The sequence below is a fragment of the Paraburkholderia sp. MM5384-R2 genome (assembly GCF_014201025.1).
Lineage (GTDB): Bacteria > Pseudomonadota > Gammaproteobacteria > Burkholderiales > Burkholderiaceae > Paraburkholderia > Paraburkholderia tuberum.
Genome location: NZ_JACHDI010000015.1, coordinates 136502 through 162456 on the forward strand (window position 1 = coordinate 136502; position 25955 = coordinate 162456).

Sequence of the window (25955 nt, forward strand, 5' to 3'; positions counted from 1 at the left end):
GATAATGCATAAACCGGGACGCAGATTCTTCTATCTTATAGAGGAGCGTGGCGCGTTCGAGAGGCCGTCTATGTTGGAAAACCCGGAGCGAGGGGCGGCCGCGTCGCGCGTGGGACGTGGGCTAGAATAGCGGCCAGGCCGCTCGCGGCGGTTCGGCATTGCGCGGCGAGGGCGTCTCTTTCGCAGTCTCCCATCAGCTTTTGCACAGCTTTCACTGGAGTCCGATCATGCCGTATCAGCACATCAAGATTCCGACAGGTGGCGATAAGATCACCGTCAACGCCGACTTCTCGCTCAACGTTTCCGACGAGCCGATCATCCCGTACATCGAAGGCGACGGCACTGGTCTGGACATCACGCCGGTCATGCTCAAGGTCGTGGATGCGGCGGTCGAAAAGGCGTACGGCGGCAAGAAAAAAATCCACTGGATGGAAATCTACGCGGGCGAGAAGGCGACCCGGGTGTACGGCCCGGACGTATGGCTGCCGGACGAAACGCTGCAGGCGGTCAAGGAATACATCGTGTCGATCAAGGGGCCGCTCACCACGCCAGTCGGGGGCGGCATCCGCTCGCTGAACGTCGCGTTGCGCCAGGAACTGGACCTCTATGTGTGCCTGCGCCCGGTGCGATATTTGAAGGGCGTGCCCTCGCCGGTGCGCGAGCCCGAGAAGACCAACATGGTGATCTTCCGCGAGAACTCGGAAGACATCTACGCGGGCATCGAATGGCCGGCTGAATCCGAACAGGCGAAGAAGATCATCAAGTTCTTGCGCGAAGAAATGGGCGTGAAGAAGATCCGCTTTCCGGATTCGTCGGGTATCGGCATCAAGCCGGTGTCGCGCGAAGGTACCGAGCGTCTGGTGCGCAAGGCGATCCAGTACGCGATCGACAATGAACGCCGCTCGGTCACGCTGGTGCACAAGGGCAACATCATGAAGTACACCGAAGGCGCGTTTCGCGACTACGGCTACGCGCTCGCGCAGAAGGAGTTCAACGCGGAACTGATCGACGGCGGTCCCTGGATGAAAGTCAGGAATCCGAAGACCGGCGGCGACGTCGTCGTGAAGGACGTGATTGCCGACGCGTTCCTGCAGCAGATCCTGCTGCGCCCGGCCGAATACGACGTGATCGCCACGCTGAACCTGAACGGCGACTACATCTCGGACGCGCTCGCCGCGCAGGTCGGCGGAATCGGAATCGCGCCGGGCGCGAACCTGTCGGATTCGGTTGCGATGTTCGAAGCGACGCACGGCACGGCGCCGAAATACGCGGGCAAGGATTACGTGAATCCCGGCTCGGAAATCCTGTCAGCGGAAATGATGCTGCGCCACCTGGGCTGGTTCGAGGCGGCGGATCTGATAATCAGCTCGATGGAAAAATCGATCCTGCAAAAGCGCGTTACTTACGATTTTGCCCGCCTGATGGAAGGCGCGACCCAGGTGTCGTGCTCGGCATTTGGGCAAGTGATGATCGAAAATATGTAATTGACGCGCCGGGATTATCCGGTTCGCATAAGACCCCCGGCGCCAGCAAACGGCCGGGGTATTTTTTTACCTGGAATTTTCGCGCGGCTTTCCGGCCGGAAAATCCGTTGCAATAGAAAGCTGCCGCAAAAAAGAAACCCGGCGCGGAGCCGGGTTTCAAAAAGGACGGGTATCGAAACGTTTCAGGCTGGCGCCTGAATGTTCGATGCCTGCTTGCCTTTCGGGCCTTGCACGACTTCGAAGGTGACCTTCTGGCCTTCCTTCAGCGTCTTGAAGCCATTCATCTGGATGGCCGAGAAGTGTGCAAACAGATCCTCGCCGCCCTCGTCAGGCGTGATGAATCCGAAACCCTTTGCGTCGTTAAACCATTTGACCGTACCAGTTGCCATTCCAACTTCCCCTGTAACTCATGTCACTACCACGAGCCCTCGAAAAGCCACGACCACGCGAGGCAGTCGTTCCCTCCTCACAAGCTCACCATCGGCATTTTTTCGAGATTATGGCTTGGTGAAAAAAGTGCCAGCTTGATTGTTGGGGCTCTTTATTCGAGTGTCAAGAAAATTTTGAGACGTCGTTGTCGCGTTGCAAACAGGCCGCTTTCCAGGGTTTTTACCGCTTCCGTATGTGCGGTGGCGCAAGCGGCGCGGCTTGAAAAGTCGCATAATCCACTCACATGCTGACTGTGCCCGCGGCGCCGACGCCCAGCGCGGCGAGCGCTCGCAGCCAGTACCGGCAGGTTGTGCGATACTCGATCCGACCGCGGTGCAGCACGCGCCGCGCATGACAGGATCGGGGCCGGCACCGCAATCGGCCCGTCGAAAACGCGCAGGCTTGGCCGAACATGACAGCGTCGTGACCGCCGGGTGGCAGCGAACGGGCTCATCGGCCGGGCGGCCGGGTTCTGACAGGATTGCGGGCCTGTCCTAGTTGTTTAGAATGGGTGTATGGCGATTATCCCGGACAAGCAGGACGGCACCGTACTGGAGCGGCAGGAGCAGAAACTCAAGCCGCCATCCATGTACAAGGTGGTGCTGCTGAATGACGACTTCACGCCGATGGAATTTGTCGTGATGATCGTGCAGGAATATTTCAATAAGGATCGTGAAACCGCAACGCAGGTCATGTTGAAGGTGCATCGCGAGGGCAGGGGAGTTTGTGGGGTCTATACGCGGGACATCGCGTCGACCAAAGTCGAGCAAGTCGTTACCCACGCACGGCAGGCCGGGCATCCGCTGCAGTGTGTGATGGAGGAAGCATGATTGCCCAGGAACTGGAAGTCAGCCTGCATATGGCGTTCATGGAAGCGCGCCAGGCAAGGCACGAGTTCATAACGGTCGAGCATCTTTTGCTCGCGCTGTTGGATAACCCGACGGCGGCAGAGGTACTGCGCGCATGCGCGGCCAATATCGAGGATCTGCGCCAGAACCTGCGCAACTTCATTCATGACAACACGCCGACCGTGCCGGGCACGGACGACGTCGACACGCAGCCCACGCTCGGTTTCCAGCGTGTGATCCAGCGCGCGATCATGCATGTGCAGTCCACCTCGAACGGCAAGAAGGAAGTGACCGGCGCGAACGTGCTGGTCGCGATCTTCGGCGAGAAGGACTCGCATGCGGTGTACTACCTGCAGCAGCAGGGCGTCACGCGTCTGGACGTAGTCAATTTCATCTCGCACGGCATCGCCAAGACGAGCAGTTCGGACGCCGCGAAGGCGAGCGATGCGAATGCCGAGTCCGACGAAGCCGCCGCGCAGAAGGAAACGCCGCTCGCCCAGTTCACGCAGAACCTGAACCAGATGGCGAAGGACGGCCGCATCGATCCGCTGATCGGACGTGAGTCGGAAGTCGAGCGCGTGGTGCAGGTGCTGTGTCGCCGCCGCAAGAACAATCCGCTGCTGGTCGGCGAGGCCGGTGTCGGCAAGACCGCGATCGCCGAAGGGCTCGCATGGCGCATTACGCGTGGCGAAGTGCCGGACATCCTGGCCGATGCCCAGGTGTATTCGCTCGACATGGGCGCGCTGCTCGCGGGCACCAAGTATCGCGGCGACTTCGAGCAGCGTCTGAAGACGGTGCTGAAGGAACTGAAGGAGCGTCCGCACGCCATTCTCTTCATCGACGAAATCCATACGCTGATCGGCGCGGGCGCCGCGTCGGGCGGCACGCTGGACGCGTCGAACCTGCTGAAACCGGCGCTCTCGTCGGGCACGCTGAAGTGCATCGGCGCAACCACCTTCACCGAATATCGCGGCATCTTCGAAAAGGACGCGGCGCTGTCGCGTCGTTTCCAGAAGATCGACGTGACCGAGCCGACCGTCGAGCAGACGGTCGCGATCCTGCGCGGGCTGAAGTCGCGCTTCGAAGAGCACCACGGCGTCAAGTATTCGTCGGGTGCGCTGTCGGCGGCGGCTGAGTTGTCGGCGCGCTTCATCACCGATCGTCATTTGCCGGACAAGGCGATCGACGTGATCGACGAAGCGGGCGCGGCGCAGCGCATTCTGCCGAAGTCGAAGCAGAAGAAGACGATCGGCAAGAACGAGATCGAGGAAATCATCTCGAAGATCGCGCGCGTGCCGGCGCAAAGCGTGTCGCAGGACGATCGCAGCAAGCTGCAGACGCTCGACCGCGATCTGAAGAGCGTCGTGTTTGGTCAAGATCCGGCTATCGACGCGCTGTCGGCCGCGATCAAGATGGCGCGCGCGGGCCTCGGCAAGCTCGACAAGCCGATCGGCGCATTCCTGTTCTCGGGTCCGACCGGCGTCGGCAAGACCGAGGTCGCGAAGCAGCTCGCGTTCACGCTCGGCATCGAGCTGATCCGCTTCGACATGTCGGAGTACATGGAGCGTCATGCGGTGAGCCGGCTGATCGGCGCGCCGCCGGGCTACGTCGGTTTCGACCAGGGTGGCCTGCTGACCGAGGCGATCACGAAGAAGCCGCACTGCGTGCTGCTGCTCGACGAAATCGAAAAGGCGCATCCGGACATCTTCAACGTGCTGCTGCAGGTGATGGACCACGGCACGCTGACGGACAACAACGGGCGTAAGGCGGACTTTCGCAACGTCATCATCATCATGACGACGAACGCGGGCGCCGAGGCGATGGGCAAGTCGGTGATCGGCTTCACGAACCGCCGCGAGGCGGGCGACGAGATGGTCGACATCAAGCGCATGTTCACGCCGGAGTTCCGCAACCGTCTGGACGCGACGATCAGCTTCCGTTCGCTCGATGAGGAAATCATCATGCGCGTGGTCGACAAATTCCTGATGCAGCTGGAAGATCAGCTGCACGAGAAGAAGGTCGATGCGCTGTTCACCGATGCGCTGCGCAAGCATCTGGCGAAGCACGGTTTCGATCCGCTGATGGGCGCGCGGCCAATGCAGCGCCTGATCCAGGACACGATCCGTCGCGCGCTCGCTGACGAGCTGCTGTTCGGCAAGCTGATGAACGGCGGCCGCGTGACGGTCGACGTCGATGCCGACGACAAGGTGCAGTTGACCTTCGACGAGCATCCGGCGCCGCGCAATCCGAATCCGGAGGCGGTGGAAGTCGAGTGATGTCAGTCAGACCGACGTTGCGTTGAGCTGGCCGGACACCAAAGGCAGAACGGCGCGGGTTTTATCCCGCGCCGTTTTTTATGCTCTGTTTTTTTCTCACGGCGTGCGCTGAAGGCGCCAGCCGCCGCGTCGCAGCAATCGATCAATGCTTGCCGGTGCTACCAAACCCGCCCGCGCCGCGCACGCTTTCCTCGAAGTCATCGACGATATTGAACCCGGCCTGCACGACGGGCACGATCACCAGTTGCGCGAGGCGTTCCATCGGATTCAGCACGAATGTCGTCTCGCCGCGATTCCACGTCGAGATCATCAGTTGGCCCTGGTAATCGGAATCGATCAGGCCGACCAGATTGCCGAGCACGATCCCATGCTTATGGCCGAGACCCGAGCGCGGCAGAATCAACGCCGCATAACCGGGGTCGCCGACGTGGATCGCGAGTCCGGTCGGCACCAGCGCGGTTTCGCCGGGTTTCAGCGTCAGCGGTTCGTCGAGGCAGGCGCGCAGATCGAGGCCGGCGCTACCGGTCGTCGCGTAAGCGGGGAGCTGTTCGCGCATGCGCTGATCGAGAATCTTCAGGTCGAGTTTCATTCAGGTTCGATAGTTGGGGATGAGATTGGTGAAGGGGCACGCGGCTGACCGGCAACGCCTTGGCGATCAAGCCGCCTGGTTCGAGCCGAGCTGAAATGCGTCGGCGAGCAGTTCGTAGGAGCGCAAGCGCGCACGATAGCTGCCGGCGACGGTCAGCACCATCAGCTCGTCGGCCTGGAACTGCTGCTGTAAATCCGTGAGCCGTTCGGTCACGCGCTCAGGCGTGCCGATGATGCTGCGCGGCTTTTCGCGGTCGATCACGAGCTGTTCGCGCTCGCCATATTCCTGCGCGATGCCTTGCTCGATCGAGGGTATCGGTTCGTTCAGACCATACGCCATCTGCACGCGACGTAGATCGACGGCTTTTTCGAGGTCCGCGGCTTCCTGCTCGGTATCCGCGCAGATCACGAAGACCGCGGCCGCCAGATACGGCCGCGACGCGTCTTTGCCAGGCTGGAAGCGCTCGCGATACGCCAGCGCGACCTGTTTGCCGAAATGCGCGTTGATGAAATGCGCGAACGAAAAGCGGATGCCGAGCTGCGCCGCGAGCAAACCGCCGAAGTCGCTCGAGCCGAGCATCCACAGCTGCGGGCGCGTATCGATCTGCGGCTGCAGCAGCACGCCCTGCGCGAGATGATCGTCGGGCAGCGCGCCGTGCATGAGGCCGAGCAACTCGGCGACCTGCTGCGGAAAAAGCTCGCCGCGAGTGTAAGCGCCGGCGGCGACCGCCTGCGCGGTGCGCATGTCGCCGCCCGGCGCGCGTCCGACGCCGAGATCGACGCGATTCGGAAACAGCGCCTCGAGCATCATGAACTGCTCGGCGACCTTGAACGGGCTGTAGTACGGCAGCATGATGCCGCCCGAGCCGATGCGAATGCGTTTGGTCACGCTGCCGAGGCGCGCCAGCATCACTTCAGGGCAGGGATTCGACACGCCGCGCAGGCCGTGGTGCTCGGCGCACCAGTAGCGCGTGTAGCCGAGGTCGTCGGCGAGTTGCGCGAGTTCGACGGTCGCGGCGATCGCGTCTGCCACCGAATGGCCGGCGATCACCGGTGTTTGATCGAGCACGGAGAGTAGCGTCATGGCAGTAGTGCTCCAGGTGATTCCGGTCGGCTAACCGGGCAAAGATGGCAGGGTCACACGGGCCCACTGCCGCTCGCTCGTTCAGCCAACCGGACTGATGCCAGGCGGCAGACGCTTCGCGATTTCCGTGATCAGCGCGCGCGCCAGCGTCTGCTTGTCGGCGCGTGGCAGCTTCGTCGCGCGGCCTGCTTCGAACAGAATCACTTCGTTGTCGTCGAGCCCGAACGTTTGCGGCCCTAGATTGCCGATCAGCAGCGGCACGTTCTTGCGCGCGCGCTTTTCCTCGCCGTGGACTTCGAGGTTTTCACTTTCGGCGGCGAAGCCGACCGCGAACGGCGGCTTCGGCAGCCCGGCGACCGCGGCGAGGATGTCTGGATTCTCGACGAATGAAAAGCTCGGCAGCGCGTGCTCGGCGGTCTTCTTGATCTTCTGACCGCTGACGTGGTCGACGCGCCAGTCGGCCACCGCCGCGACGCCGATGAAAATGTCCGCCTCCGCGACCGCGCGCATCACCGCGTCGTGCATCTGCTGCGCGGTCTGCACGTCCTCGCGCAAGACGCCCCACGGCGTTTCCAGCGCGACCGGACCGGCCACCAGATGCACGTCGGCGCCGGCTTGCTGCGCGGCGCGCGCGAGCGCGAAGCCCATCTTGCCGCTCGAACGATTGGTGATGCCGCGCACCGGGTCGAGCGGTTCGAAGGTCGGCCCGGCGGTCAGCAGCACGCGCCGGCCGGACAGGATTTTCGGCGCGAAGAACGACGCGACCGCCTCGTAGGTCGCGGCCGCTTCGAGCATGCGCCCATCGCCGATTTCGCCGCAGGCCTGCGGGCCCGAATCGGGGCCGAGCACCTCGACGCCGTCCGCGCGCAGTTGCGCGACGTTGCGTTGCGTGGCCGGGTTCTGCCACATCTGCCGGTTCATCGCCGGCACGGCGAGCAGCGGGCAGTCGCGTGCGATGCACAGCGTCGACAGCAGATCGTCGGCCATGCCGTGCGCGAGCTTGGCGAGGAAGTCGGTCGACGCCGGCGCGATCACAATCGCATCGGCTTCGCGCGAGAGATCGATGTGCGCCATGTTGTTCGGCACGCGACCGTCCCACTGGCTCGTGAAGACCGGCCGGCCCGACAGCGCCTGCATCGTGACGGGGGTGATGAACTGGGTGGCCGCTTCGGTCATGACGACCTGCACGGTCGCGCCTGCCTTGGTCAGCAGACGCGTGAGTTCGGCAATCTTGTAGCAGGCGATGCCGCCCGTCATGCCGAGGACGAGGTGTTTGCCTGCGAGTTCTGCGGTTGCCAACGAAAGCCTCCGACAAAGCGTGATCGCGCGGCGGCGCGAGGGCGTTGCCCGTCGTCGCCGCGCGCTTCAAACCGGACCTGAGGCACGGCTCGCGCAGCCGCGACCGTGCATCACCTCGGCGACGTTAGCGTGTGCCGCGTACCCGCCGCAGCTCGTCGATCACGAGCAGGATCGCGCCGATCGTGATCGCGCTGTCGGCGAGATTGAACGCCGGCCAGTGCCAGCCGCCCACGTGGAAATCGAGGAAGTCGATCACGTGGCCGTACGCGAGCCGGTCGATCACATTGCCGAGCGCGCCGCCGAGAATCAGCGCGAGCGCCGTGCAGAACATTTTCTGCCCGCTATGCCGCTTGAGCAGATAGCAGATCACGAGCGCCGCGACCACGCCGAGCGCGGTGAATGCCCAGCGCTGCCAGCCGCCCGCCATCGCGAGGAAGCTGAACGCGGCGCCGCGGTTGAACACGAGAATCAGGTTGAAGAACGGCGTGACCTCGTGCGGCACACCGTAGGCGAACACCTTGCGCACGGCGATTTTCGTCAGCTGGTCGAACAGGATGACGATCAGCGCGATGCCGAGCCAGGGTGCGAGCGAACTGCTTCCGGTGCGCGTTTTCGACATGGTTCTCGCCATTATGCCGCGCTCCTCGATTCGCCACTGCCGAACAGGTTGCTGAAGCAGCGGCCGCACAGCGACGGATGCTCGGCGTTCGCGCCGACGTCCGCGCGATAGTGCCAGCAGCGCTCGCACTTCAGGTACTTCGACGCGATCACTTCGGCGCCTTCATCGGCTTCGCTGTCGACCTTGACGACGTTCGCCGCCGACGTGATCAGCACGAACTTCAGGTCGTCGCCGAGGCTCGCGAGTGCGTCGTAACGCGCGCCGCTCGCGCGGATTTCGACTTCCGCCTGCAGCGACGAGCCGATCAGGTTCGCGACCCGCGCCTCTTCGAGCGCCTTGGTCACGTCGCCGCGCACCGCGCGCAGCAGCGCCCACTTGTCGAGCAGCGCGCCCGCGTCCGGCACGGCCGGGTACGCGTGGTACGTCTCGGTGAAGATCGTCTCGCTGTTGGGCTGGAACACCTTCCACGCTTCTTCCGCGGTGAACGACAGGAACGGGGCCATCACGCGCAGCAGCCCGTGAGCGATGTGGTAGAGCGCGGTCTGCGCCGAGCGGCGGGCGACCGAATCCGCCGCGCTCGTGTAGAGGCGGTCCTTCAGCACGTCGAGGTAGAAGCCGCCCAGGTCTTCCGAGCAGAACGTCTGCAACTTGGCGACGACCGGGTGGAACTCGTACTTCTCGTAGTGCGCGAGGATGTCGTTCTGCAGATCCGCCGCCAGCGTCACCGCGTAACGGTCGATTTCGAGCCAGTCTTCGACCGGACGCGCGTGCTGCGCGAAGTCGAAGTCCGACAGGTTCGCGAGCAGGAAGCGCAGCGTATTGCGGATGCGGCGATAGCCTTCCGTCACGCGCTTCAGGATTTCCTCGGAGATCGCGAGCTCGCCCGAGTAGTCGGTCGACGCGATCCACAGGCGGATGATTTCCGCGCCGAGGCGGTTTGCGACTTCATGCGGATCGATGCCGTTGCCGAGCGACTTGCTCATCTTGCGGCCTTCGCCGTCGACGGTGAAGCCGTGCGTGAGCAGCGCGTTGTAGGGCGGGCGGCCGTCGAGCATCGACGCGGTCAATAGCGACGAATGGAACCAGCCGCGATGCTGGTCCGAGCCTTCGAGGTACAGGTCGGCAGGAAACTGCAGCTCGTCCTTGTGCGAGCCCCGCAGCACGTGCCAGTGCGTGGTGCCTGAATCGAACCACACGTCGAGCGTGTCGCGGTTCTTTTCGTACAGGTTGGCGTCCTCTCCGATCAGCTCTCGCGGATCGACCGTCTGCCATGCCTCGATGCCTTCCTTCTCGACGCGCTGCGCGACCTGTTCGAGCAACTCCAGCGTGCGCGGATGCAGTTCGCCGGATTCCTTGTGCACGAAGAACGCCATCGGCACGCCCCACTGGCGCTGCCGCGACAGCGTCCAGTCCGGGCGGTTCGCGATCATGCTGAAGAGGCGCTGCTTGCCCCACGACGGATAGAACGCCGTGTTCTCGATGCCTTCGAGTGCGGTCTCGCGCAGCGTCTTGTCGCCGTCGTTCGGGTTCACGTCCATGCCGGCGAACCACTGCGAAGTGGCGCGGTAGATGATCGGCGTCTTGTGGCGCCAGCAGTGCATGTAGCTGTGCGTGTACTTCTCGGTGCGCAGCAGCGAGCCGGCGCCTTGCAGCGCCTCGACGATCTGCGGATTGGCAGCCCAGATCGACAGGCCGCCGAACAGCGCGAGCGATTCGATGTAGCGGCCGTCGCCCATCACCGGGTTGATGATGTCCGAGTCGGCCATGCCGTGCGCCTTGCACGACACGAAGTCTTCCACGCCGTACGCCGGCGACGAGTGCACGACGCCGGTGCCGGTTTCGGTCGTCACGTAGTCGCCGAGGTAGACCGGCGCGGTGCGCTTGTAGCCCGGATGCGCGGACGCGAGCGGGTGGTTGAAGCGCAGGTTCACGAGCTTTTCGCCCGGCGTCGTCGCGACGACCGTGCCTTCGAGGCCGTACAGCTTCAGGCACGCCTCGACGCGTTCCTCAGCGAGGATCAGCAGGCCGCGCGGCGTGTCGACGAGCGCGTAGACGAGTTCCGGATGCAGGTTCAGCGCCTGGTTGGCGGGGATGGTCCACGGCGTAGTGGTCCAGATCACGATGCCGCCTTCGTTGCGCGGCAGCGCGGCGAGGCCGAACGCCTGCGCGGTCTTCTCTGGTTCGGCGAAGCTGAACAGCACGTCGATGGTCGGATCGGTCTTGTCCTTGTACTCGACTTCCGCTTCGGCGAGCGCCGAGCCGCAGTCGAAACACCAGTTGACCGGCTTCAGGCCGCGGAATACGTAGCCTTTTTCCATGATTTTCGCGAGCGCGCGGATTTCGCCGGCTTCATTCGCGAAGTTCATCGTCTTGTACGGATTGTCCCAGTCGCCGAGCACGCCAAGACGGCGGAAGCCCGCCTTCTGCTTCTCGATCTGCTCGGTCGCGTAGGCGCGCGCCTTCTGCATCACTTCGGCCGCCGGCAGCGACTTGCCGAACTGCTTTTCGATCTGGATTTCGATCGGCATGCCGTGACAGTCCCAGCCCGGCACGTAGACCGCGTCGAAGCCCGCCAGATTGCGCGCCTTGACGATCATGTCCTTCAGGATCTTGTTCACCGCGTGACCGAGGTGGATGTCGCCGTTCGCATACGGCGGGCCGTCGTGCAGGATGAACTTCGTGCGGCCCCTGGAGGCGGCGCGGATCTTGTCGTACACCTTGCGTTCCTGCCAGTCCTTGACCCATTGCGGCTCGCGCTTGGGCAGGTCGCCGCGCATCGGGAACGGTGTGTCGAGCAGGTTGACCGGGTAGCGGGACTGCGGTTTCGAATCAGCTTTCTTGTTGCTCATGATGTGGGTGGCGGTGAATTCGTTTCTATGCGTAGCGGCGCGCGGATTGCGCGCTGCGCGAGGAGCGTGGGACGCGCCCGGCAGGCGGCTCCGCGTGAAGCACGGACGCCCTTCGATGCGCGCGGCGACGGTTCGTGCGGCGCGGCGCGCCGGCCCGAACCGCGGTGCTTATCTAATTCGGTCGGTGGCCGAGGTGGCGAAACCGGTGGAACGGCTGCCCGGCGTGCCGGCGCCGACCGCAGCGAACCATGCGCGCGCATTGGCGACGTCGCGCGCGATCGCGGCGGTCAGCGTTTCGAGATCGACGAACTTCTCCTCGTCGCGCAGCTTCTTCAGAAATTCGACGCGCACGAGTTTGCCATACGCGTCGCCGTGCCAATCGAGCAGGTGCACTTCGAGCAGCACACGGCCGGAATCGTCGACGGTGGGGCGCAGGCCGAGGCTCGCGACGCCCGGCAGCGGTTGCTCGGCGATGCCGTGCACCTGTACGACGAAGATGCCGGCCAGTGCCGGACGCTTGTGCGCGATCGGCAGATTGAGCGTCGGAAAGCCGAGATCGCGGCCGAGCTTCATGCCATGGGTGACGTGGCCGCTGATCAGATAGTCGCGGCCGAGCGCTGCGCGCGCCGAGTCGAGGTCGCCCGCGACCAGCGCCGCGCGCACGCCCGAGCTCGAGATGCGCGCGCCCGACGGATCGGCGACCGTCGCCATCTGTTCGACTTCGAAACCGTACTGCTTGCCGGCCGTCCGCAGCGACGCGAAATCGCCGGCGCGCTTCGCGCCGTAGCGGAAGTCGTCGCCGATCATGATCCAGCGCGCGTGCAAGCCGTTGACGATGATCCGCTCGACGAACGCATCTGGCGACTGGCTCGCGAACGTGTGATTGAAGTGCTCGACGACGACCCGGTCGACCCCGTTGGTGCGCAGCGCCTCGAGCTTGTCGCGCAGCATCGCGATGCGCGGCGGCGCGCCGGCCGGGTTGAAGAACTCGCGCGGGTGCGGCTCGAAGGTCATCACGCAGACGGGCAGGCCACGCGCGTTCGCGGCCGCGCGCACGTGGGCGAGCAGAGCCTGGTGGCCGCGGTGGACACCGTCGAAGTTGCCGATGGTCAGCGCGCAGGGCGCGCGGCTCTCGGCATTGGGAAGGCCGCGGAAGACTCTCACGATAGCGGGTTGCAGGCGTTGCTGCGATTGCAATAGGGGCGCGGGCGGGGTGCCGCAAAACGATCGATTATAAACGCTTGGCGCAACAGACGGCTGCGCGGTCGCGGTCCGGCGATTGCCGAATGATAAAATCCGCGCATGAAAAAACTCGTCATCCTGATTTCCGGGCGGGGTAGCAACATGGAAGCCATCGTGCGCGCCTGCGCGAGCGAGGGCTGGCCGGCGCGGGTCGCCGCCGTGATTGCTAACCGTCCCGATGCCGCGGGGCTCGCGTTCGCGGCGTCGCATGGCATCGCTACGGCGGTGGTCGACCACCGCCAGTTTCCGGATCGCGACAGCTTCGACGCGGCACTCGCCGAGCAGATCGACGCCATCGCGCCGGACCTCGTCGTGCTCGCGGGCTTCATGCGCGTGCTGACCGAGCGCTTCGTCGACCACTACGCAGCGCGCATGCTGAACGTGCACCCGTCATTGCTGCCGAGCTTTCCGGGTCTGAAGACCCATCAGCAGGCGCTCGACGCCGGCGTGCGGTTCCACGGCGCGTCGGTGCATTTTGTCACATCAAAGCTGGATCACGGGCCGATCGTCCTGCAGTCGGCGGTGCCTGTCGAGGCGGGCGATACCGCACAGACGCTCGCCGCACGCGTGCTCGCCACCGAGCACATCATTTATCCACGCGCGGTGCGCTGGTTCGTCGAAGGGCGTCTCGCTCTGGACGGCTCGCGCGTCACGCTTACGCCGTCGGAGCCGCAATGGCTCTTTGCCGGTCACACCGCCGGAGAGGGCGCATGAGATTGCATGGTTTCCTGATTGGACAAACTGAAACGCTGCTGGCCGAAGTGCTGCGGCTGAACGGCCCCGCCGACGCCACCACGAGCCGTTTCTTCCGCGCGCATCCGAAGCTCGGGCACGCCGAGCGTGGCGTGATCGCCGAGGCGGTGTTCGCCGTGCTGCGCCGCCGGATGGAGTTCGCGCATCTGGCCGAAAGCGGCACTGGCAGCCCCGCGCGCCGCATGGCGCTGCTGGGCCTGATGCAGACGGCCGGACGCTCGGCGCTCAAGCCGTTCGTCAGCGAGGCCGAGGCGACCTGGCTCGAACACGTGGCGAAGATCGACCCGGAAAGCCTGCCGCTGCGGATTCGCCTGAACCTGCCCGACTGGATCAGCCAGGCGCTCAGCTCGCGCTTCGAGGCCGCCGAGCTCGCGCAGCTGGCCGCCGCGCTGAACTACCCGGCGCCGCTCGATCTGCGCGCGAACCCGATCAAGGCGAGCCGCGACGACGTGCTGGGTGCGCTGTCGAAGGCGGGCATCGAGGCGGGCGCGACGCCGTTCGCGCCGCTCGGGGTGCGCGTGGTCGGCAAGCCGGCGCTCACCAAGCTCGACGCGTTCCAGCAGGGCTGGCTCGAAGTGCAGGACGAGGGCAGCCAGCTGCTGTGCTCGCTGGTCGCGCCTCGGCGCGGCGAGATGATCGTCGATTTCTGTGCGGGCGCGGGCGGCAAGACGCTGGCGCTCGGCGCGGCAATGCGCTCGACCGGCCGGCTCTACGCGTTCGATATCTCCGAGCGGCGTCTCGCGAAGCTGAAGCCGCGTCTCGCGCGCAGCGGCCTGTCGAACGTGAACCCGGTGCTGATCGACAGCGAACACGACGCGAAGATCAAGCGCCTGGCTGGCAAGATCGACCGCGTGCTCGTCGATGCACCGTGCAGCGGCCTCGGGACGCTGCGCCGCAACCCGGATCTGAAGTGGCGCCAGTCGCCGGAGTCGATCGCCGAGCTGGCGCCGAAGCAGGCGTCGATTCTCACGAGCGCGGCGCGTCTCGTGAAGAAGGGCGGCCGGCTCGTCTATGCTACGTGCTCGATTCTCGAAGCCGAAAACGAGGCGGTCGTGCAGCAGTTCCTCGCCGATCACCCGGACTTCGCGCTGGTGCCCGCGCGCGACGTGCTCGCCGAGCAGCGTATCGAGCTGGAGATGGGCGACTACCTGTCGCTGTGGCCGCACCGCCACGCGACCGACGGCTTTTTCGCCGCCGTGCTCGAGCGCCAGAGCTAGGCAACGGGCTGCAGGCCGGCGCGCGGATTGGCGGATGAATCCGCGCGCGCCGGCCATTCCGGCGACATCCATGCATACGACTTTACCCACATGTTCAGCGACATCGCGCGCGACTTCGGTCAGCGCGTGATGCTGTGGCAGGTCGCGATCCTGCTTGCGACGCTGCTCGTCGCGTGGCTGCTCGGCGTGTTCGGCGGCGCGCTCGGCGTCGGCATGCAGAAGATCGCGAGCAACTATGTATCGGGCTTCATCACCCTTCTCGATCGCTCGTTGCGGATCGGCGACACGATCAACGTGAGCGGCCTGCAGGGCCGCGTCACGCAGATCCGCACACGCTATACCGTGGTGCGCGGACTCGGCGGCATCGAGACGCTGATTCCGAACGAAAAGCTGATCACTGACGTCGTGCAGAACCAGTCGTCGTATCTGACCCGCGGCTATGCAGATGCCTACACATCCGACGTCGAGCCGGCGATGACGCTGCTCGCCCAGGCCGCCGCCGACGTGCCGCGGGTTCTGCGCGAACCGGCGCCGACGCCATTTCTGGTCGGCTTTGGCCGGGACGGCATCAATCTCGAGTTGGGTTTCTGGATCGAAGATGCGGCGAGCGGCACGCGTGGCGTGCTCTCGACCGTCAACTGAAATATCTGGCGTCTCTTTTCCGAGCACGGCATCACTATTGCGCTCCCGCAACGCGAGGTGCGCATCGTCGGTCAGGCAAGCGGCGCAATGCCGCACCCGGTGGCGATGACCGATCCGGTTTCCGACACCACCTCCGATCCCGCGCTCAGGCCCGCCAACCGTGCCGCCAACGACGGCCGTTAAGCCCCATTTCGCGCCGCGGCAAGGCATGCGCCAGTGCCCAGGCAATCGCTATCGACTTGATTGCGCACAAAAAATCCCTATTTGTTACAAACACTTGGAACCCTTCAAGTAGAATATCGTCCTATCCCGCTGTATGCTTTCACTTTCATGACACGCGCGCCGCGTGTGCTTCGTATCTCTCGTTCTGCAGGTAACTTACCTTGTTGAATTCTTTGCTCGATTTCCTTGCCCACGGGCTGCTGCGTTTCTCGTGGTGGCAACTCGTCGTGTACACGCTGATCGCGACGCACATCACGATTATCGGCGTGACCGTCTATCTGCATCGCTGCCAGGCGCATCGCGCGCTGGATCTGCACCCGATCGCCAGTCATTTTTTCCGCTTCTGGCTGTGGATGACCACCGGCATGCTGACCGGGCAGTGGGCCGCGATTCACCGCAAGCACCACGCGAAATGCGAGACCGAAGAGGATCCGCACAGCCCGCAGACGCGCGGCATCTGGAAGGTGCTGCTCGAAGGCGCCGAGCTCTATCGCACCGAAGCGAAAAACGAAGAAACGATGCGCAAGTTCAGTCACGGTACGCCGAACGACTGGATGGAGCGCAACGTCTATACGAAATACCCGATTCTTGGCGTGAGCCTCATGATGGTGATCAACGTCGCGCTGTTCGGCGTCGTCGGCCTGACCATCTGGGCCGTGCAGATGGTGTGGATCCCTTTCTGGGCCGCGGGCGTGGTCAACGGCCTCGCGCACTTCTGGGGCTATCGCAACTTCAATTCGTCGGATGCGAGCACCAACATTTTCCCGTGGGGCATCATCATCGGTGGCGAAGAGCTGCATAACAATCACCACACGTATGCGACGTCGGCGAAGCTGTCGAACAAGTGGTACGAGTTCGACATTGGCTGGATGTACATCCGCATCATGCAGGCGTTTCGTCTGGCCAAAGTGAAGAAGGTCGCACCGACGCCGCGCCTGACCACCGGCAAGCTCGTGCTCGATCAGGACACGCTGCAGGCCGTGCTCGCGAACCGCTACGAAGTGATGGCGCGTTACGCGAAAGCGATCAAGCGCGCATACCGCCAGGAGCTCGCGCATCTGAAGGAAGTCGGCGCGCGCGAAAAGTATCAGGTGATGCGTGGTGCGCGCAGCTGGTTCCACAAGGAAGAGGCGGGCCTGAACGAGCCGCAGAAGCTCCAGCTGCCGCAGATTTTCGCGAACAGCCAGAAGCTGAAGACCTACATCGACATGCGCAACGAACTGGCGGCAATGTGGGAGCGCTCCAACGCGTCGCGCGAGCAATTGCTGGTGCAATTGCAGGACTGGTGCCATCGCGCAGAGCAGAGCGGTATCAAGGCGCTGCAAGACTTCGCGATGCGACTGCGTCGCTATGCCTGAAATCCATTAAAATTTCAGGACGTCACAAAACCCCGCGTTGGCGGGGTTTTGCGTTTTTGGGCCGTGGAAAAGCATCGCGTGTGTAGCGCGAGCGGCAAGCCGCGGCGGCCAGGTGAGGGCAGAGGACATGATGGAGCAGCAGGCGATCAAGACCGTCGAATACGATCGGCCTCAGGCGCAGGGCACGGCCTGCGGGATCGGGCAGGCCTGGGCGAAGGTGCCCGGGACGCCGTCGGTGGAAGAGAAACGGGCGCTGAAGGCGCGCATTCGCGAGTTACTCAAGCGCGAGAAAGCGGTGCTGGTCGCGCATTATTATGTCGACGCTGAATTGCAGGAACTCGCCGACGAAACCGGCGGTTGCGTGGCCGATTCGCTGGAAATGGCGCGCTTCGGCCGCGATCACGAGGTGCAGACGCTGGTGGTCGCGGGTGTGCGCTTCATGGGCGAGACCGCAAAAATCCTCAGTCCAGACAAGCGCATTCTGATGCCGGATCTGGATGCGACCTGCTCGCTCGACCTCGGTTGTCCGGTCGACGAGTTCTCGGCGTTCTGCGACGCACACCCGGACCGCACGGTCGTCGTGTACGCGAACACGAGCGCGGCCGTGAAGGCGCGCGCGGACTGGATGGTGACGTCGTCGATCGGGTTGGAGATCGTCGCCGATCTGCATGCGCGCGGCGAGAAGATCATCTGGGCGCCGGACCGTCATCTCGGCAGCTACATCCAGGGCAAGACCGGCGCGGACATGCTGATGTGGCAGGGCTCGTGCCTCGTGCACGACGAATTCAAGGGCATCGAACTCGATCTGCTGCGCGCCGATTATCCGCACGCGAAGGTGCTCGTGCATCCGGAGTCGCCGGCCAACGTGATCGCCCAGGCGGACGTGGTCGGCTCGACCACGCAGTTGATCGCCGCCGCGCAGAAGCTCGACGCGACGCACTTCATCGTCGCGACCGACCTCGGCATCCTGCACAAGATGCAACTCGCCGCGCCCGGCAAGACGCTGATTGCCGCGCCGACGGCCGGCAACAGCGCGACCTGCAAGAGCTGCGCGCATTGCCCGTGGATGGCGATGAACGGACTCGCCAATCTGGCCGATGTGCTCGAGCGCGGCCACAACGAAATTTTCGTCGAGCGTGGGATCGGCGAGCGTGCGCGTCTGCCTATCGATCGCATGCTCGATTTCGCGGCGCGTCACAAGAAGCGCGTGCAGGCGAGCGGCGATCTCGCGCGCGACGCGCAACTGTATTCGAATGTGGGGGCAGCGTAATGAAGGTGGTGGAGAAGGCGCCTGAGCAGGTCGTGGCGCGCGAAGGGGCCGACGCAGTGTCGCCGCTTTTCGCGGCGATTCACGCGCAATATGGCGTGGCGTTCGACGCGGCGCTCGCACGCAATGTCGCCGATGCACTCGCCGAAGATATCGGCACCGGCGATCAGACCGGCCGCCTCGTGCCTGCCGATGACGTTCGCGACGCGCGCATCATCGTGCGCGAGGAAGCGGTACTGTGCGGCGTGCCGTGGTTCGACGCGGTGATGCGCGCGGTCGATCCTCGCATCGTAGTTCAATGGCGTTATCGCGAGGGCGACCGCATGAGCGCCGACACGACGGTCTGCGATCTTCGCGGGCCGGTGCGCGCGCTGCTGACCGCCGAGCGCAACGCGATGAATTTCCTGCAGCTATTGTCGGGCGTGGCGAGCGCGACGCGCCGCTATGTCGACGCGATTGCTCACACGCACGCGCGCGTTCTCGATACGCGCAAGACCCTCCCGGGCTTGCGGCTCGCGCAGAAGTACGCGGTGCGCATCGGCGGCGGTGCGAACCAGCGGCTCGCGCTGTACGACGGCATTCTGATCAAGGAAAACCATATCGCCGCGGCCGGCGGCGTGGGCGCGGCGATGGACGCGGCGCTCGGGTTGAATGCGGGCGTGCCGATCCAGATCGAAGTCGAAACGCTCGAACAACTGGAAACCGCGCTCGCGCATGGCGCGCAGTCGATCCTGCTCGACAACTTCTCGTTCGACGTGATGCGCGACGCGGTTCGCATCACGGCCGGGCGCGCGGTGCTCGAAGTGTCCGGCGGCGTGAATTTCGAGACCGTGCGCACGATCGCGGAGACTGGCGTGGACCGCGTGTCGATTGGCGCACTGACCAAAGACGTGCGCGCGACCGACTACTCGATGCGGATCGTTTGAGCGCCGCGCGTTTTAGCGCGACAGTCGACGCTCGTGACGACCTAACAAGGCCATTGCCAATGGCCTTGTCGTTTGTGGCGTCGTTTCAGCGTGTATTTCGGCCCAAGGCTGTCAGGTATTCGGCCTGCGTACATACTTCGGCGTGAGCACCGTCGGTAGCGCCTTGGGTAATGTGGACGGCCAGTCGCGGCTGAAATGCAGGCCGCGGCTTTCGCGCCGCGAGCGCGCGCTGTCCACGATCAGCGACGCCACATCGACCAGATTGCGCAGTTCCAGCAGATCGCGGCTCACCTTGAAGTTCGCGTAGTACTCGTGGATCTCGTCGCGCAGCAACGCGAGCCGATGCTTTGCGCGCTCGAGCCGCTTGTCGGTGCGCACGATACCGACGTAGTTCCACATCAGCCGGCGCAGTTCGTCCCAGTTGTGCGCGACCACGACCTCCTCGTCCGGATCGGACACGCGGCTTTCGTCCCAGGCCGGCAGCGGCGCGTGAACGGCGGCAGCGAAGCCTTCCGCTTCGATCGCCTTGGCGGCGGAGCGGCCGATCACGAGGCATTCGAGCAGCGAATTGCTGGCAAGTCGGTTCGCGCCGTGCAGGCCGGTGCAGGACGTTTCGCCGACTGCGTAGAGACCCGCGAGATCGGTGCGGCCCGCCAGATCGGTGACGACGCCGCCGCACGTGTAATGCGCGGCCGGTACCACTGGAATCGGCTCCTTCGTGATGTCGATGCCGAACTCGAGGCAGCGCGCCAGGATCGTCGGGAAATGCTCGTGCAGGAACGCGGCCGGCTGGTGGCTGATGTCGAGGTACACGCAATCGATGCCGCGTTTCTTGATCTCGAAGTCGATCGCCCGCGCGACGATGTCGCGCGGCGCAAGCTCCGCGCGCTCGTCGTGATTGGGCATGAAGCGCGTGCCATCCGGCAGTTTCAGAATGCCGCCTTCGCCGCGCACTGCTTCCGAAATCAGGAACGACTTCGCGTACGGGTGAAACAGGCACGTCGGGTGGAACTGGATGAATTCCATGTTCGACACGCGGCAGCCGGCGCGCCATGCCATCGCGATGCCGTCGCCGGTCGCGGTGTCGGGGTTGGTCGTGTACAGGTAGACCTTGCCGGCGCCGCCGGTCGCGAGCACCGTATGCGGCGCTTCGATCGTAACGGTGCGGCCGCTTTGCAGATCGAGCGCATACAGACCATGGCAGCGGCGGCCGGGCAGGCCGAGGCGTTCGGACGTAATCAGGTCGATTGCGTGATGGTCTTCGAACAGCGTGATGTTCGGATGCTGGCGCACCTGCTCGCTGAGCGTGGCGACGACCGCATGGCCGGTCGCGTCGGCCGCGTGAATGATCCGGCGATGGCTATGGCCGCCTTCTCGCGTCAAATGAAAGCCCAGTTCGGCGGCCTCGTCTTTCGTGAACGGCACGCCCTGTCCGATCAGCCATTCGATCGCGGCGCGCCCATGCTCGACGATAAAGCGTGTCGCCGCCTCGTCGCACAGGCCGCCGCCTGCGGTCAGCGTATCGCGCACGTGATTCTCGACGCTGTCCGCCGAATCGAGCACCGCGGCGATGCCGCCTTGCGCCCAGTCGCTCGCGCCTTCGGTCAGCGATCGCTTGGCGATCACAGCAACGCGCCGTGTCTGCGCGAGATTGAGCGCGACGCTCAAACCAGCCAGACCGCTACCGACAATCGCCACATCGAATTCCATTGCCCACATCTCCGTCTTTCGTTTTGCGATGACGGCGCGCGAACCGCACGCCGCGAGAACGACAAAGGATACGCGCCGCATCGCCCTGGCGAAAGCTGGCCAGACGGAATAGGGCGATTCGCGGGCGCCTTGCGGAGCTATCGCGAGGTCCGCGCAAAAACAAAAAAGCCTCGCACGAATGCGAGGCTTTTCATGTTTTTGCCTTCGTCAGGCTGGAGAGCCAAGATTACTTGATCTTGGTTTCCTTGTAGTCAACGTGCTTGCGGATGACCGGATCAAATTTCTTGATCAGCATCTTTTCCGGCATGTTGCGTTTGTTCTTCGTGGTCGTGTAGAAGTGACCCGTGCCTGCGGTCGATTCCAGCTTGATCTTGTCGCGTGCGCCTTTCGCCATGATTTACTCCTTAGGCTTCACCGCGTGCGCGCAGGTCTGCGAGCACAGCGTCGATACCGTTCTTGTCGATCAGGCGCAGGCCGGCGTTCGAAACGCGCAGACGCACCCAACGGTTTTCGCTTTCCACCCAGATACGGCGGTTTTGCAGGTTCGGCAGGAACCGGCGCTTGGTCTTGTTGTTCGCGTGGGAAACGTTGTTGCCGCTCATCGGCGCTTTCCCAGTTACTTGGCATACGCGTGCCATGAGAGCACTCCTAATACGCTAATTCTGAGTTCGAACGCCGTGAAAGTTTCCCGAAAAGAGCCGCGCTGAAAGTGTGCGAAGTTGCGCCGAATTTGCATCGAGACACTTCGCTACCACAGCTGCCTGACCTTTGCGGAACGCCTTGATGGCTTCGGAACAGGGGGTTGGAAATAGGCAAACCGGAATTCTAGCAGAAAAAAAGCCGCAAAATCAAACCTTATTTGCGATGAGGGACGCTGCGCCGTACAGTGGCCATTCCGCTTCCCGCGCTCGAGCGGGCTTGCGCGCGAGCTCCGGCCAGCCGGCGCGGGCGAACGAATATACGGTGTCCGCGCCGATCACCAGATGATCGATCAACTGCACATCGACGAGCGCGAGCGCGTCGCGCAGGGTCTGCGTGAGGCGGCAGTCGCTGGCACTCGGCTCGACGGCGCCGGACGGATGATTATGCGCGACGATCAGGCTGGCCGCGTTCGCGGCGAGCGCCCGCCGCACGATCTCGCGCGGATACACGGCCATGCGCGTGAGTGAGCCGCGCGCGCTTTCCTCGCAGCGGATCAGCCGATGCCGGGCGTCGAGAAACAGCGACACGAACACCTCCTGCGGCTGTCCGCCGATCAGAAGGCGCAGATAACTTTCGACCGCTTCGGGCGAATTCATTAGCGGGCGCTTGCGCATCTTGTCGACCAGCGAGCGACGCGCCATTTCCATGATCGCGAGCAATTGCGCTTTTTTCGCGGGGCCGATGCCGCGAATGCCGTCGAAGTCCGCATAAGTCGCGTCGAGCATCGCGCGCAGGGAGCCGAAGCGATCCAGCAGCGCCCGCGCGACACTGAACACGTCGTGACCGGGCAGGCCGGAGCCGAGCACGAGCGCGATCATTTCGGTGTCCGACAGCACGTCGGGGCCCTGCTCGATCAGTCGCTCGCGCGGCATGTCGCGCCGGAGCCATTTACCCCGAAACAGTTGCCGCCGGCGGCGGGCGCTGGAGTCCGCGGCTTCTGACGGGGCCTCGGCCGACCGATTCGCGGCGGCTTTCACGCCGCCTCCGGCGCGTGCCGGCGCCTTCGGTCGTCGCAGCGTTGGCGCAGGTGTTTCGTCGATTGTGCTGGCGAAATCAGCCATATATATAGAGTCCTCCGCGTAAGGTTGACGGCGCACGCGGCGCAATGCGCCGCCGGGCCGTGCCGCCCTCGCGCGCGACGGACTCAAGCCGGCGCCCGCTAGGTGGCTTACAATAGACACTTTGCGCACGGCACGCCGACGGTTTGCCACACGCGTCGACTGCCCCGCGGCGCACGCGTGCAGCGCTTCGACTGAGCGAGCATTGCATGAGCATCATCGATATTTCCGAGGTGAAACCCGGTTCACACGTCACGCTGCATTACCGGCTTTCCCTTGCCGATGGCGCCGAAGTGATCAACACGTTCAACGACAAGCCGGCCACGCTGCTGCTCGGCGCCGGTCAACTGGCGCCGCCGCTGGAAGATATTTTGCTGGGTTTGAAGGTGGGCCGCCATTCGACCTTTCAGCTAGCGCCGGGCCAGGCGTTCGGCCCGCGCAATCCGGATCTGATCCAGCGCGTGTCCCTCGCCACGCTGCGGGAGAACAGCATGATCGGCGAGGATTTTTCCCCGGGTGACCTGGTCGAATTCAACGCGCCGGGCGGCGGGCGCTATGCCGGCGTACTGAAGGAAGTTGGCGAAACGTCGGCCCTATTCGATTTCAATCACCCGCTTGCCGGCCAGGCGCTGGCGTTTGAAGTGAAAATCATCGGGATTCTGTAAACATGAGCATCACGGATACGACTCTTGCCGAAGCGGAGATCCTGCTGGCCCAGCCACGCGGGTTCTGCGCCGGCGTCGACCGGGCGATCGAGATCGTCGAGCGGGCCATCAAGCTGTATGGCTCGCCGATCTACGTGCGTCACGAAATCGTCCATAACGCCTATGTGGTCGAAGACCTGCGCAAGAAGGGAGCGATCTTCATCGAGAACCTGGACGAAGTGCCGGCGGGCAACACGGTGATCTTCAGCGCGCATGGCGTGTCGAAGGCCGTGCGCTCGGAGGCGGAGTCGCGCGGGCTGCGGGTGTACGACGCCACTTGTCCGCTCGTGACCAAGGTGCATATCGAAGTCGCGAAGATGCGCCAGGACGGTTTCGACATCGTAATGATCGGCCACAAGGGCCACCCGGAAGTCGAAGGCACGATGGGCCAGGCGGCCGAGGGCATGCATCTGGTCGAGGACATCGAGGATGTGCAGGCGTTGCAGCTCGCCGATCCGGAGCGGATCGCCTTCGTCACGCAAACCACGCTGTCGGTCGACGACGCCGCCGAAATCATCGGCGCGCTGAAGGCCAGGTACCCGTCCATCCGTGAGCCGAAGAAGCAGGACATCTGCTACGCCACGCAGAATCGCCAGGACGCAGTGAAGTTCATGGCGCCGCAGTGCGACGTCGTGATCGTCGTCGGCAGTCCGAACAGCTCGAATTCGAACCGCTTGCGCGAGCTCGCCGAGAAGCTCGGCGTGCCAGCCTATATGGTCGATTCGCCCGATCAGATCGATCCGGTTTGGGTCGAGGGCAAGCGCCGCATTGGCGTGACCGCCGGTGCGTCGGCGCCGGAGGTGCTGGCGCAGGCGGTGATCGCGCGTTTGCGCGAACTGGGTGTGCGCAACGTGCGCGCGCTCGAGGGCATCGAGGAAAACATCGCGTTTCCGCTGCCACGCGGGCTCGGTCTGCCAGCCTGACAATCCGTTAGCTACACTGAAAGGAAAGCGCGCCCGTGGGCGCGCTTTTTTTATGCCCGTGCCCGACGAACCTCTGATTAAATTAAGTGCCACATCGAATGACCGGTCAGCTTTCGGTGGTCTCGCACACATATTATTTTGAATTGTGATCGGGGCTTTTATCGATTTTGGCGCGATGCGTCCCCGTTTTAAGCTCGCAAAAGCCTTAAGACGGAATGATCAAGCACTGAATTGGTGCAATTCACCGGGCGCGCGCTAAATGCTCATGCCCGACGCAAAGCCCGGCCTATCCGGGATTCGCGCCGATCGCCCGCAACACTTGATGCCAGCGGGTTCGGCGCCGGTGCAACTGGTGCACGAAAACGGATCGCAACCAGGTTGCGCCTTTTAACGGATTTCGCTCTCAAAATCAGGTTGCAATGCAGGAAAACCCCACCGGTTCAACAATATTGCCACCCGCATAATTGGAGTTACAATGCGCGCGTTCTCAAGGCCTTGAGGTCCTGGACAGTGGATTTTGCAAGGCGCAGGAGACCTTACTTGATGCGAGTCAAATTTGCTTACGCCGTGTCCATCGCGGCCGCGGTTGCGATGCTGACCGCGTGCGGCAAGAAACAGGATGGCGAAGCGGGAACGGGCGCATCGGCGGCCTCGGCCGCGGCGGTTGCCGCCGCGAGCGAAGCGACTATCGTGAAGATCGGTCATGCGGCTCCGTTGACGGGCGGCATCGCGCACCTGGGCAAGGACAACGAAAATGGGGCGCGCCTCGCGGTCGAAGAAATCAATGCGCAGGGTTTGACGATCGACGGTCGCAAGATCCAGCTGCAACTCGACGCGCAGGACGATGCGGCGGACCCGAAAACCGGCACCGCCGTCGCGCAGAAGCTGGTCGACGATCACGTGGTCGCGGTGATCGGACACCTGAACTCCGGGGTCTCGATTCCGGCGTCGAAGATCTATAGCGACGCGAGCATCGTCGAGATCTCGCCGTCGTCGACGAATCCGGCCTATACGCAGCAAGGGTTCAAGACGACCTATCGGGTGGTCGCGACCGACGCGCAGCAGGGTCCGGCGCTCGCCAATTACGCGACGAAGGCGCTGGGCGCCAAACGCATCGCGGTCGTGGACGATGCGACCGCCTACGGCAAAGGTCTCGCGGACGAGTTCACGAAGACCGCCGAGGCGAGCGGCGCGAAGATCGTCGCGCGGGAGGCGACGAGCGACAAGGCCACGGATTTCCGGGCCATTCTCACGAAGATCAAGAGTGTTCAGCCGGACGCCATCATGTTCGGCGGCATGGACGCGACGGGCGGGCCGTTTACGAAGCAGGCGGCGGCGCTCGGTATCAGGGCAAAAATCCTTGGCGGCGACGGTGTGTGTACCGACAAGGTAGGTGAGCTGGCGGGTACCGCCGTGCAAAACCTGGTCTGTTCGGAAGCAGGACTCGCGCTTTCGAAAATGACCAATGGAGCGGACTTCGAAAAGAAGTACGAGGACCGCTTCCACACGCCGGTGCAGATTTACGCGCCGTTCACGTATGACGCTGTGTACGTGATCGTCGATGCAATGAAGCGCGCTAATTCTATCGAGGCGCCCAAGGTGCTGGCTGCGATGCCTTCGACCGATTACAACGGGGTAATCGGCCACATCGCGTTCGACGACAAGGGTGATTTGAAAGAGGGCGCCATTACGCTTTACGACTTCAAGGACGGCAAGAAAGCAGTGCTCGACGTCGTAAAGATGTGATGACGGGAA

The 25955-nt window shown here is 63.8% G+C and carries 22 protein-coding genes and 1 pseudogene; 12 read left to right on the plus strand and 11 right to left on the minus strand.

What is annotated here, in order from left to right; all coding sequences use genetic code 11:
- Window positions 1–227: 227 nt before the first annotated feature.
- On the plus strand, window positions 228–1484 hold the full coding sequence (gene icd, locus HDG37_RS23030; RefSeq protein WP_090801579.1) for an NADP-dependent isocitrate dehydrogenase: 1257 nt from the start codon (window positions 228–230) through the stop codon (window positions 1482–1484).
- 182 nt (window positions 1485–1666) lie between these two features.
- Here the strand turns inward: icd and HDG37_RS23035 are convergent, their stop codons facing one another.
- Window positions 1667–1873: a cold-shock protein gene (locus HDG37_RS23035; protein WP_007180614.1), complete on the minus strand. Its 207-nt coding sequence runs from the start codon at window positions 1871–1873 to the stop codon at window positions 1667–1669.
- A 555-nt stretch (window positions 1874–2428) separates the two neighbouring features.
- Here HDG37_RS23035 and clpS point away from each other — a divergent pair.
- Together clpS and clpA are read left to right on the plus strand one after the other, a co-directional pair.
- Complete coding sequence (gene clpS / locus HDG37_RS23040) at window positions 2429–2743, plus strand: ATP-dependent Clp protease adapter ClpS (protein ID WP_008919570.1); 315 nt, start codon at window positions 2429–2431, stop codon at window positions 2741–2743.
- The gene (clpA, locus tag HDG37_RS23045; RefSeq protein ID WP_090801577.1) at window positions 2740–5037 is read left to right on the plus strand and encodes an ATP-dependent Clp protease ATP-binding subunit ClpA; all 2298 of its coding nucleotides are present in this window, start codon (window positions 2740–2742) and stop codon (window positions 5035–5037) included. Before clpS ends, clpA begins: the two co-directional genes overlap by 4 nt.
- Window positions 5038–5179: 142 nt before the next feature.
- Here the strand turns inward: clpA and dut are convergent, their stop codons facing one another.
- The 6 genes from dut to HDG37_RS23075 all read right to left on the minus strand — a co-directional run bounded on the left by dut (window position 5180) and on the right by HDG37_RS23075 (window position 12640).
- Window positions 5180–5626 (minus strand): dUTP diphosphatase, encoded by a 447-nt coding sequence (gene dut / locus HDG37_RS23050; RefSeq protein ID WP_018421593.1) that lies wholly within the window; start codon window positions 5624–5626, stop codon window positions 5180–5182.
- 66 nt (window positions 5627–5692) lie between these two features.
- Window positions 5693–6709, minus strand: a complete 1017-nt coding sequence (locus HDG37_RS23055) for an LLM class flavin-dependent oxidoreductase (RefSeq protein WP_184051580.1) — start codon at window positions 6707–6709, stop codon at window positions 5693–5695.
- 81 nt (window positions 6710–6790) lie between these two features.
- Complete coding sequence (coaBC, locus tag HDG37_RS23060; protein ID WP_184051582.1) at window positions 6791–8008, minus strand: bifunctional phosphopantothenoylcysteine decarboxylase/phosphopantothenate--cysteine ligase CoaBC; 1218 nt, start codon at window positions 8006–8008, stop codon at window positions 6791–6793.
- A gap of 124 nt (window positions 8009–8132) precedes the next feature.
- Complete coding sequence (gene lspA, locus HDG37_RS23065; protein WP_090801573.1) at window positions 8133–8639, minus strand: signal peptidase II; 507 nt, start codon at window positions 8637–8639, stop codon at window positions 8133–8135.
- Entirely contained in the window at window positions 8639–11476 is a 2838-nt protein-coding gene (gene ileS, locus HDG37_RS23070) for an isoleucine--tRNA ligase (protein WP_184051584.1), read from the minus strand. Before ileS ends, lspA begins: the two co-directional genes overlap by 1 nt.
- A 168-nt stretch (window positions 11477–11644) precedes the next feature.
- Window positions 11645–12640, minus strand: coding sequence for a bifunctional riboflavin kinase/FAD synthetase (locus HDG37_RS23075; protein WP_184051586.1), 996 nt, complete (start codon window positions 12638–12640; stop codon window positions 11645–11647).
- A gap of 138 nt (window positions 12641–12778) precedes the next feature.
- Here HDG37_RS23075 and purN point away from each other — a divergent pair, with 138 nt between their 5' ends.
- The 6 genes and pseudogenes from purN (at window position 12779) to nadC (ending at window position 19103) form a co-directional block, all read left to right on the plus strand.
- On the plus strand, window positions 12779–13432 hold the full coding sequence (gene purN, locus HDG37_RS23080) for a phosphoribosylglycinamide formyltransferase (RefSeq protein ID WP_090801571.1): 654 nt from the start codon (window positions 12779–12781) through the stop codon (window positions 13430–13432).
- The gene (locus HDG37_RS23085; RefSeq protein WP_184051588.1) at window positions 13429–14688 is read left to right on the plus strand and encodes an RsmB/NOP family class I SAM-dependent RNA methyltransferase; all 1260 of its coding nucleotides are present in this window, start codon (window positions 13429–13431) and stop codon (window positions 14686–14688) included. The genes purN and HDG37_RS23085 overlap by 4 nt, the downstream gene beginning before the upstream one ends.
- 177 nt (window positions 14689–14865) lie before the next feature.
- Window positions 14866–15513: pseudogene (locus HDG37_RS23090) on the plus strand (mechanosensitive ion channel family protein); the annotation flags it as partial.
- Window positions 15514–15713: 200 nt separating this feature from the next.
- Complete coding sequence (locus HDG37_RS23095; protein ID WP_184051590.1) at window positions 15714–16910, plus strand: acyl-CoA desaturase; 1197 nt, start codon at window positions 15714–15716, stop codon at window positions 16908–16910.
- Between the two features lie 130 nt (window positions 16911–17040).
- Window positions 17041–18180: a quinolinate synthase NadA gene (gene nadA / locus HDG37_RS23100; protein WP_184051662.1), complete on the plus strand. Its 1140-nt coding sequence runs from the start codon at window positions 17041–17043 to the stop codon at window positions 18178–18180.
- Window positions 18180–19103 (plus strand): carboxylating nicotinate-nucleotide diphosphorylase, encoded by a 924-nt coding sequence (gene nadC / locus HDG37_RS23105; RefSeq protein ID WP_184051592.1) that lies wholly within the window; start codon window positions 18180–18182, stop codon window positions 19101–19103. Before nadA ends, nadC begins: the two co-directional genes overlap by 1 nt.
- A 111-nt stretch (window positions 19104–19214) precedes the next feature.
- Here the strand turns inward: nadC and nadB are convergent, their stop codons facing one another.
- From nadB to radC, 4 genes are all read right to left on the minus strand, one after another.
- Window positions 19215–20813 carry an L-aspartate oxidase gene (gene nadB, locus HDG37_RS23110; RefSeq protein WP_184051594.1) on the minus strand — a complete coding sequence of 533 codons (1599 nt, stop codon included), beginning with the start codon at window positions 20811–20813 and terminating at the stop codon, window positions 19215–19217.
- A 226-nt stretch (window positions 20814–21039) separates the two neighbouring features.
- Window positions 21040–21207, minus strand: a complete 168-nt coding sequence (gene rpmG / locus HDG37_RS23115; protein WP_008919555.1) for a 50S ribosomal protein L33 — start codon at window positions 21205–21207, stop codon at window positions 21040–21042.
- Window positions 21208–21217: 10 nt separating this feature from the next.
- Window positions 21218–21451: a 50S ribosomal protein L28 gene (gene rpmB / locus HDG37_RS23120; protein ID WP_007180631.1), complete on the minus strand. Its 234-nt coding sequence runs from the start codon at window positions 21449–21451 to the stop codon at window positions 21218–21220.
- Window positions 21452–21661: 210 nt separating this feature from the next.
- Entirely contained in the window at window positions 21662–22576 is a 915-nt protein-coding gene (gene radC / locus HDG37_RS23125; protein WP_184051596.1) for a RadC family protein, read from the minus strand.
- 206 nt (window positions 22577–22782) lie between these two features.
- Here radC and HDG37_RS23130 point away from each other — a divergent pair, with 206 nt between their 5' ends.
- The 3 genes from HDG37_RS23130 (at window position 22783) to HDG37_RS23140 (ending at window position 25946) form a co-directional block, all read left to right on the plus strand.
- Window positions 22783–23238, plus strand: coding sequence for a peptidylprolyl isomerase (locus HDG37_RS23130; protein ID WP_090801560.1), 456 nt, complete (start codon window positions 22783–22785; stop codon window positions 23236–23238).
- A 2-nt stretch (window positions 23239–23240) separates the two neighbouring features.
- Window positions 23241–24200 (plus strand): 4-hydroxy-3-methylbut-2-enyl diphosphate reductase, encoded by a 960-nt coding sequence (gene ispH, locus HDG37_RS23135; protein WP_018421578.1) that lies wholly within the window; start codon window positions 23241–23243, stop codon window positions 24198–24200.
- 543 nt (window positions 24201–24743) lie between these two features.
- Window positions 24744–25946, plus strand: coding sequence for a branched-chain amino acid ABC transporter substrate-binding protein (locus HDG37_RS23140; protein ID WP_184051598.1), 1203 nt, complete (start codon window positions 24744–24746; stop codon window positions 25944–25946).
- Window positions 25947–25955: the final 9 nt, after the last annotated feature.